Raw genomic sequence first — 435 nt, forward strand, 5'->3', positions numbered from 1 at the left:
ATACCAATCTGCCAAATTATACCAATCTGCTAAATTATGTGATCTAATTAGCACACTGATACTTATCTACTTTTACTAAATTGAACTTAGAAAAATCCAAGCAACTTTTAGCTTTATCACGTAAAGAGCCTAATGCAAGAAAGCGCATACGCCTGCTTGCTGTTTCATTATTCTTTGAGGGTGAAAAACAGAACGAATATTGCTAAGCGGCTAAATACAGCGCGCGGCAGTGTCAATAAATGGGTTTCAAACTACCTTAACAATGGTGTTGCTGGCTTGAACAACAAACCGATTAAAGGTCGTCCAGCTAAATTAACCTCACAACAACTAAACACACTGTCAGATTATATAAAACAGTCAGCAAGTTCTTCAGAAGGAGGCAGATTAATGGGGGAAGATATTGCTCAGTATATTTATGACCAGTTCAACATAAGG

The 435-nt window shown here is 37.2% G+C and carries 1 protein-coding gene; it reads left to right on the plus strand.

Annotation, left to right across the window (positions count from 1 at the left end; genetic code table 11):
* Positions 1 to 132: 132 nt before the first annotated feature.
* A partial coding sequence (locus FW757_RS23195) for a helix-turn-helix domain-containing protein (protein WP_446441789.1) occupies positions 133 to 435 on the plus strand: 303 nt, incomplete at its 3' end.

Source organism: Pseudoalteromonas sp. 1181_04, assembly GCF_052850545.1.